Raw genomic sequence first — 7,985 nt, 5'->3', positions numbered from 1 at the left:
CTTATAAACCCTCTGATATCAATGTATTTGCTTGATTTATATATTTAATTTTTGACAATACGATATTGATCCAAGGGGTTGGCATATGGAATATGTTGAGGCTATACGAGATATAAAACACATTCAAGCGATGAAAAAAGTGTTGAAAATGCACTCCCAGCGCGATTATTTGCTGTTTGTACTCGGCATTAATACAGGTATAAAGATTACTGAAATGCTTGATATTAAAGTGAGCGATGTCGCCGAAAACAATGGAAAGGTCAAAGATTCTTTGCACCTGTTTTGTATGGATAAAAACAAACAGAAGAGCATTCACTTAAATAGAAAAGCAAAAGCGGCAATTAAAGAATACCTGGCAGCAGTAAACCTAAATCAAGACGACTATTTATTTAAGTCTTCAAAAACAGATAAGCCTATATCACGGCAACAGGCATACCGTATCATTAATGATGCCGCAAAGGAGATTGGGATAACAGCAAAAATAGGCACGAATTCGTTGCGCAAGACATTTGGGTTTCATGCCTACAAACGGGGGGTTGCGATTTCCCTTTTACAGGAATATTTCCATCATTCCACACCTGCTGAGACTATGAAGTATATAGGTGTGACAAAAGCCGAAAAGATCGTTACAGAGATCGATGTTAATTTGTGAGTTGCAATGCCGTTTATGTTTCGTATAACCCCAAGTTGAATATCCAGCACCTGGTCATTATGTTACCCCCAAACAATTGAGGAGGATTTATTATGAACATCCGCGAAATCGAGCTTCCGGGAATCGGGCAAAAGTTTGAAATCATTACTAAGAACAAGGATAAGGTTGTCATTATTATCCACGATGATGGCCGCCGCGAGATTTACCATTTTGATGATGATGATTACGAGGAAAGCATTTCGAATATAACTTTTAATGATTCAGAAGCAAGACGAGTAGCAGCGATTTTAGGCGGCATGGTTTATAAACCGCAAGCTCTTGAATCTGTTGAAATGGCTTTTGCCGGCTTGGTTATCGAGTGGTTTAAGGTTGAGCCGAATGCCCCGGTCGTCAGTCAGACGATTGGAGGCATTGATCTTCGAAATAAATATGGGGTCAATGTGATAGCCATCATGAAAAAGAGTTTGCGCAAGGTGATCAGTCCAGGTCCGGATGCGCTGATTGAAGCAGGGGATACGTTAGTTATTTCAGGAGAAAGAAGTGAGCTGAAGAGCTTCATAAAAGAAATGCTGACAAGTGAGGGGTGAGACTATATAGATGGATCATTTAGTGTTTGAAGTTGGTACAGCATTGGTCCTTGTAGCTTTAGCAGCGATTCTCGCCGGGAAGCTAAGATTCTCTATCATCCCTTTTTTGATCGTTCTTGGAATGATCGTCGGGCCGCACGCTCCTAAAATTGGGATTATTGATTTAACTTTCATAGAAAGCCGGGAAATTATCGAATTCCTCGGCCGAATCGGGGTTTTGTTTTTACTGTTTTATTTGGGTCTTGAATTTTCAATTGGAAAATTAATTAAGTCGGGAAAATCAATTGTTACAGGCGGGACTATTTATATCGTGATCAACTTTAGTTTGGGGTTGCTGTATGCCTATCTGATGGGTTTTCCGACTCTTGAAGTATTAATTATAGCGGGTATCGTAACGATCTCTTCTAGTGCGATTGTCGCAAAAGTTCTTGTTGACCTGAGGCGAACGGGTAATCCTGAAACCGAATTGATTCTAGGCATTATCATGTTTGAGGATATTTTCCTTGCCGTTTATCTTTCTGTTGTCTCAGGGTTAGTTCTTGGCGGATCGAGTTCATTCGGAGATGCAATCACCTCGATTCTGATTGCCCTCGGTTACATGCTATTATTTTTTATCATTGCCAGAAAAGCGACACCGCTTTTGAATCGGCTGCTCAATATTGCTTCAGATGAGATCTTCATCATTGTCGTGTTTGCCGCGCTGTTTTTCATCGCTGGATTTTCGGAGACGATCCATGTTGCTGAAGCGATCGGAGCCCTGCTGCTTGGACTCGTCTTATCAGAAACAGAGCAAAGTGAGCGGATTGAACACTTGGTTGTTCCTTTCAGGGATTTTTTCGGTGCGATCTTTTTCTTCAGCTTTGGCTTAAATATCGACCCATTTTCCCTCGGCGGAGCGGTGTGGCTCGTGCTCGGCGCTGTCGTTTTAACAATCGTCGGCAATTTTGTTGCAGGAATGATTGCGGGCCGGCGCACCGGTTTATCCTATAAAGCATCCTCCAATATCGGACTGACGATTGTCTCGCGCGGTGAATTTTCGATCATCGTCGCAAACATTGGGATTGCGGGTGGATTAATGCCGATACTAAAGCCATTTTCAGCTTTGTATGTGCTCATACTGGCGATTTTAGGACCGCTCCTTACAAGGGAATCGAAAACCATCTACAGGTTATTAGATAAAATCTTTAAGTGGAGCAACAAGCCAAAAAAATTGAGAGCCCCAGCTGAATAAGCATAAAAAAATAACGTATCTTAGATGCGTTATTTTTTTTTTTTTAACTCAGGCTTTTTTGTGGAACCGGTTAAAATTAGCCGACAGTTGAACACGTACAGTCGATCTTTGATTGAATCACCATCCAAGCTCTAGTATAATAGTAAAGTTGAGGAGGGAACGTATGCTAAAGTCAAAAAAACGCTGGATTGTACAGCAGTCCGACCGGGAAAAATCAGAAGCACTGGCAAAAGAACTGAACATTACTCCTCTTGTAGCATCTTTGCTTATCAATCGCGGACTCGATACCGTGGAAGCGGCACGGTCTTTTTTATTTGATAAAGAACAGCAATTCCATGATCCATTTTTGCTTAAAGATATGGATAAAGCAGTACGGCGAATTCAAGAGGCGATCGGCAAGCAAGAGCCTATCTTGATTTTTGGAGATTATGACGCTGATGGAGTGAGCAGTACCGCTGTCATGATGACAACACTGGTTCAGCTAGGAGCCAATGTTGAATTTTACATACCTAATCGTTTTACAGAAGGATATGGCCCAAATGAACAGGCCTTTAGGAAAGCTGCTGAAAGAGGATTCACCCTGATCATTACGGTTGATACGGGAATTTCAGCACTCCATGAAGCAAAAATCGCGGCCGGGCTTGGCGTTGACCTCATCATTACCGATCACCATCAACCAGGTCCGGATTTACCGGAAGCTCTTGCGATCATTCACCCTAAACTGGAAGACAGCCTTTATCCGTTCCGGGAACTGGCGGGGGTGGGAGTTGCTTTAAAGCTTTCCCACGCACTTTACGGGAGAATGCCTGAGCATTTACTCGAATTTGCCGCGATCGGCACGATTGCAGATCTTGTTTCATTAACAGGGGAAAACAGGCTGATTGCCCGGCAAGGAATTCAGAGATTGAGCATAACAGAAAATAAAGGGCTGCAAGCCTTATTTAAAGTGACTGGTGCCGATACCGCCGCCATTACCGAAGAAACCGTCGGCTTTATGATTGCACCGCGAATCAATGCAGCCGGGAGATTAAAAAACGCTGATCCTGCCGTCAAGCTGCTTTTGACTGATGATGAGCTTGAAGCAGCCGCATTGGCGGAGGAAATTGATGAACTGAATAAACAGCGGCAAGCACTTGTGAGCTCCATCGCGGAAGAGGCTATCAGGGAAGTAGAAGAAAACTTTCCTGTCGATGAACATGCAATGCTTGTCGTTGGCAAGGAGGGCTGGAATGCCGGCGTAATAGGCATTGTTGCCTCCCGGCTTGTCGAAACATTTTACCGGCCAGTCATTGTGTTCAGTTTTGATAAAGAGAAAGGCGAGGCGAAGGGCTCCGCCAGGAGCATCCCTGGCTTTGACCTGTATAAAAATCTCTCGCTCTGCAAGGACATTCTTCCCCATTTTGGCGGCCACCCGATGGCAGCGGGGATGACGCTGCAGCTTGAAAATGTGGACGAGCTCCGCTCCCGTCTCAATGACCTTGCCAAAGAAAAGCTTACCAAAGAGGATTTAATACCGGCCGTTAACCTGGATGCGAAAATCGACCTGAGTGAGATTCACTTGTCCTCGGTTAAGGAACTGCAAATGCTTGCTCCATATGGAACCGATAATCCAAAACCGAAAGTGCTTGTTGAAAATGCCGCAATCAGCAGCATGCGAAAAATTGGCTCCAACCAGGACCATCTGAAAATGACTCTTGCAGACAACGGGACTGAATTGGACGGGATCGGGTTTGGGCTTGGCCATTTATACGACCATATTTCACCTGCAACAAAACTGTCAGTTATCGGAGAACTGTCGATTAATGAATGGAATAATATTCGCAAACCGCAAATCTTTTTGCATGACTTGTCGGTCGCAGCTTGGCAGCTCTTTGATTTCCGTGGATTAAAGCGCTATGACAGGCTGTCGGAGTCGATTCCAGCGACCAACTTGAAAGCCATTGTGTTTCATGAAGCGAACAAACAAAGATTTGCGGGCATCCTTAACGAGAAAATAATCTGTATTTCTTCTGAAGAAGAAGCGGCCCAATTGGATATTAATGATTGCAGCCTGCTAATCGTTGATCTCCCTCCGGCAAAAGAATGGCTGGCAAGGCTCATTGCTAATAAACGGCCGGCACGGATATACGTTCATTTTTATAAAGAAGACAGCGAGTTTTTTAGTACGCTGCCAACAAGGGAGCATTTTAAGTGGTATTATGCGTTCCTTGCGAAAAAGTCCCCATTCGATTTAAATCAGCTTGGCGACGCACTGGCAAAGAACAGGGGCTGGACGAAAGAAACGGTTGATTTTATGTCACAGGTGTTTTTTGAATTGGAGTTTGTTACAATAAACAATGGATTTATTTCCTTGCAACAAACGATAAATAAGCGTGATTTAACAGATTCAAAAACCTATCAAGCAAAACTTGCACAATATACTATTGAGAATGATTTGCTTTATTCGCCGTTTCAGCACTTAAAAGGCTGGTTCGACCAATACATTCAAGGGTCGGTTAAACATGAGGAGGCAATAAAAGAATGGATTTAAAACAATTTGTAACGATCGTTCCCGACTGGCCAAAACCGGGAATTAAATTCAAAGACATCACTACATTAATGGATAACGGCCAGGCATATAAATATGCAACAGACCAAATCGTTGCCTATGCAAAGGAGAGAAAAATAGATTTAGTGGTTGGTCCTGAGGCGCGCGGTTTTATTATCGGCTGTCCGGTAGCGTATTCTCTTGAAGTAGGTTTTGCCCCTGTCAGAAAAGAAGGAAAGCTGCCGCGTGAAACAGTCAAAGTTGATTATGGCCTTGAGTATGGGAAAGACGTACTGACTATTCATAAGGATGCGATCAAGCCAGGGCAGCGGGTCTTGATTACCGATGACCTGCTCGCAACCGGGGGAACGATAGAAGCGACGATCAAATTGGTCGAGGAACTTGGCGGAATTGTCGCCGGAATCGCCTTTTTAATCGAATTAACCTATCTGGACGGCCGTAGCAAGCTTGATAATTACGACATTTTAACTTTAATGCAATTTTAAAGATGATAGGAAAGAGCACTTGGTTTGAAGGTGCTCTTTTTTATTGACATATGATCTATCGAAGTCTTAAATTCTGACCAAATTCGACATTTTCTTAGTTTTCCAGAAAAAATAAACTCCTTTCCCTTTACATCTTCTCCATTTTTTTTAATAATAGTAACAATCATTCTAAATATTGGCTCAGGTGATTTAAAGTAGAGAGATTGCAAGTCTTCTTCATATAGATAAAACAGCTTCTGCAAAAAGAAGCAATACGACGGGAAAATAAAGGTGATCATATGGCGAACGATCAAGTGTTAACCGCCGAACAAGTCATCGACCGAACAGCACAATATTTGAATGGCGAGCATGTTAACCTGGTTCGAAAAGCATATGAATTTGCCAGGAGTGCCCATTCAGAGCAATACAGAAAATCAGGTGAGCCGTACATTATCCATCCAATCCAGGTTGCCGGGATTCTCGCTGATTTGGAGATGGATCCTGCGACGGTTGCAGCCGGTTTTCTTCATGATGTTGTCGAAGACACTGACATATCGTTTGAGGACATAAAAGAAGTTTTTAACGATGAAGTGGCAATGCTTGTTGATGGTGTAACGAAACTCGGTAAAATTAAGTATAAATCGCATGAAGAACAGCAAGCCGAAAATCATCGAAAAATGTTTGTGGCGATGGCCCAGGATATTCGGGTCATTTTGATTAAGCTCGCGGACCGGCTCCACAACATGCGGACTTTAAAGCACCTGCCTGCTGAAAAGCAACGGCGCATTTCTAATGAAACTCTTGAGATTTTTGCTCCACTGGCGCACAGGCTCGGGATTTCGAAAATTAAATGGGAGCTTGAGGACACAGCCTTAAGATATCTAAACCCGCAGCAATATTACCGCATTGTCAATCTGATGAAGAAAAAACGGGCGGAGCGGGAGCAGTATCTTGATGAAGTAATTGGTGAAGTGCGTGACAGGATGAGTGAGGTGTCCATTAAAGCCGAAATTTCCGGCAGGCCAAAGCATATTTACAGCATCTATCGCAAAATGGCTTTGCAAAATAAACAGTTTAATGAAATCTATGACTTGCTAGCGGTTCGAATTGTTGTAAACAGCATCAAGGATTGCTACGCGGTGCTTGGAATTATCCATACATGCTGGAAGCCGATGCCGGGACGCTTTAAAGACTATATTGCGATGCCGAAGCCGAACATGTACCAGTCGCTCCATACAACCGTTATCGGGCCAAAGGGCGATCCGTTAGAGGTGCAAATCCGGACATTCGAAATGCATCAAATTGCTGAATTCGGGGTGGCGGCCCACTGGGCTTACAAAGAAGGCAAAGGAGTCAACGATAGTTCTACCTTTGAAGATAAGTTAACATGGTTTAGGGAAATATTGGAATTTCAAAATGATACAGCAAATGCCGAAGAATTCATGGAATCACTGAAAATCGATTTGTTTTCCGATATGGTCTTTATTTTTACACCAAAAGGAGACGTTATTGAGCTCCCATACGGTTCGGTGCCGATTGATTTTGCCTATCGGATCCATTCGGAGATCGGCAATAAAACGATTGGCGCAAAAATAAATGGAAAAATGGTCACACTCGATTATAAGCTGAAGACCGGGGACATTATTGAAATTTTAACATCGAAGCACTCGTATGGCCCGAGTCAGGACTGGTTAAAGCTGGCTCAAACGTCGCAGGCAAAAAATAAAATCAGGCAATTTTTCAAAAAACAGCGGAAAGACGAAAATTTTGAAAAAGGCAAAGAGCTTGTTGAAAAGGAAATCCGCAACATGGATTTCGATTTGAAAGAAATTTTAACTGCAGATAATATTAAGCGGGTTGTTGAAAAATTCAACTTCATGAATGAAGAGGATATGTATGCAGCGGTTGGATACAACGGGATTACGGCCCTGCAGGTGGCGAACCGCTTAACAGAGAAATCGCGGCGTCAGAGGGATCGCGAGCAGGAAGCGAATATTTCCGATGCTGTTACTGAATTAAAATCATTTCCGTCCGTCAAAAAACGGGAGTCAGGCGTTCGTGTTTCCGGCATTGATAACCTGTTAATCCGCCTTTCCCGTTGCTGCAACCCGGTTCCTGGCGATGAAATTGTCGGCTTTATTACAAAAGGCCGCGGCGTTTCTGTGCACCGTGCCGATTGTACCAATATCAATTCGGGAGATGCCCGGGCCCGCCTGATCCCTGTTGAATGGGAAACCGGCTTGAATGACCGAAAGGAATATAATGTTGAAATCGAGATTAGCGGATATGATCGCAGGGGGCTGCTCAATGAAGTCCTCCAGGCGGTCAATGAAACGAAAACGAACATCTCGGCTGTTTCCGGAAAGTCTGACCGCAACAAAGTGGCAACGATCATGATGTCTATTGCGATTCACAACGTCAGCCACCTGCAAAAGGTAGTCGACCGGATCAAGCAAATTCCTGACATTTACTCGGTTAGAAGGATCATGAATTAAGGAGAAAA

6 protein-coding genes are annotated in these 7,985 nt (G+C 43.4%); all 6 read left to right on the top strand.

Features of this window, described 5'->3' with window-relative positions; genetic code table 11:
• The first annotated feature begins 85 nt into the window (after positions 1 to 85).
• The 6 genes from CVD23_RS17830 (at position 86) to CVD23_RS17800 (ending at position 7,977) form a co-directional block, all read left to right on the top strand.
• On the top strand, positions 86 to 652 hold the full coding sequence (locus CVD23_RS17830; RefSeq protein WP_101666733.1) for a tyrosine-type recombinase/integrase: 567 nt from the start codon (positions 86 to 88) through the stop codon (positions 650 to 652).
• Between the two features lie 92 nt (positions 653 to 744).
• Positions 745 to 1,239, top strand: coding sequence for a cation:proton antiporter regulatory subunit (locus CVD23_RS17825; RefSeq protein ID WP_101579106.1), 495 nt, complete (start codon positions 745 to 747; stop codon positions 1,237 to 1,239).
• A 10-nt stretch (positions 1,240 to 1,249) separates the two neighbouring features.
• Positions 1,250 to 2,470, top strand: a complete 1,221-nt coding sequence (locus CVD23_RS17820) for a cation:proton antiporter (protein ID WP_101666732.1) — start codon at positions 1,250 to 1,252, stop codon at positions 2,468 to 2,470.
• Between the two features lie 163 nt (positions 2,471 to 2,633).
• Entirely contained in the window at positions 2,634 to 5,000 is a 2,367-nt protein-coding gene (recJ, locus tag CVD23_RS17815; protein ID WP_101666731.1) for a single-stranded-DNA-specific exonuclease RecJ, read from the top strand.
• Complete coding sequence (locus CVD23_RS17810; protein WP_101579109.1) at positions 4,991 to 5,503, top strand: adenine phosphoribosyltransferase; 513 nt, start codon at positions 4,991 to 4,993, stop codon at positions 5,501 to 5,503. The genes recJ and CVD23_RS17810 overlap by 10 nt, the downstream gene beginning before the upstream one ends.
• Positions 5,504 to 5,781: 278 nt before the next feature.
• On the top strand, positions 5,782 to 7,977 hold the full coding sequence (locus tag CVD23_RS17800; RefSeq protein WP_101666730.1) for a RelA/SpoT family protein: 2,196 nt from the start codon (positions 5,782 to 5,784) through the stop codon (positions 7,975 to 7,977).
• The last annotated feature ends 8 nt before the right edge of the window (positions 7,978 to 7,985 follow it).

Origin of the sequence: Bacillus sp. V33-4 (assembly GCF_002860225.1) — a bacterium.
In the GTDB taxonomy this organism is placed as follows: Bacteria; Bacillota; Bacilli; order Bacillales; family Cytobacillaceae; genus Bacillus_BJ; species Bacillus_BJ canaveralius.
Note: the sequence above shows the minus strand (reverse complement) of the source record. Positions and strands in the feature narration are given on the sequence as shown.

Bases quoted from the DNA above. Each gene is read 5' to 3' on its own strand.
- CVD23_RS17810 (WP_101579109.1), top strand. From the start codon at position 4,991: ATGGATTTAAAACAATTTGTAACGATCGTTCCCGACTGGCCAAAACCG.
- CVD23_RS17800 (WP_101666730.1), top strand. From the start codon at position 5,782: ATGGCGAACGATCAAGTGTTAACCGCCGAACAAGTCATCGACCGAACA.
- CVD23_RS17825 (WP_101579106.1), top strand. From the start codon at position 745: ATGAACATCCGCGAAATCGAGCTTCCGGGAATCGGGCAAAAGTTTGAA.
- recJ (WP_101666731.1), top strand. From the start codon at position 2,634: ATGCTAAAGTCAAAAAAACGCTGGATTGTACAGCAGTCCGACCGGGAA.
- CVD23_RS17830 (WP_101666733.1), top strand. From the start codon at position 86: ATGGAATATGTTGAGGCTATACGAGATATAAAACACATTCAAGCGATG.
- CVD23_RS17820 (WP_101666732.1), top strand. From the start codon at position 1,250: ATGGATCATTTAGTGTTTGAAGTTGGTACAGCATTGGTCCTTGTAGCT.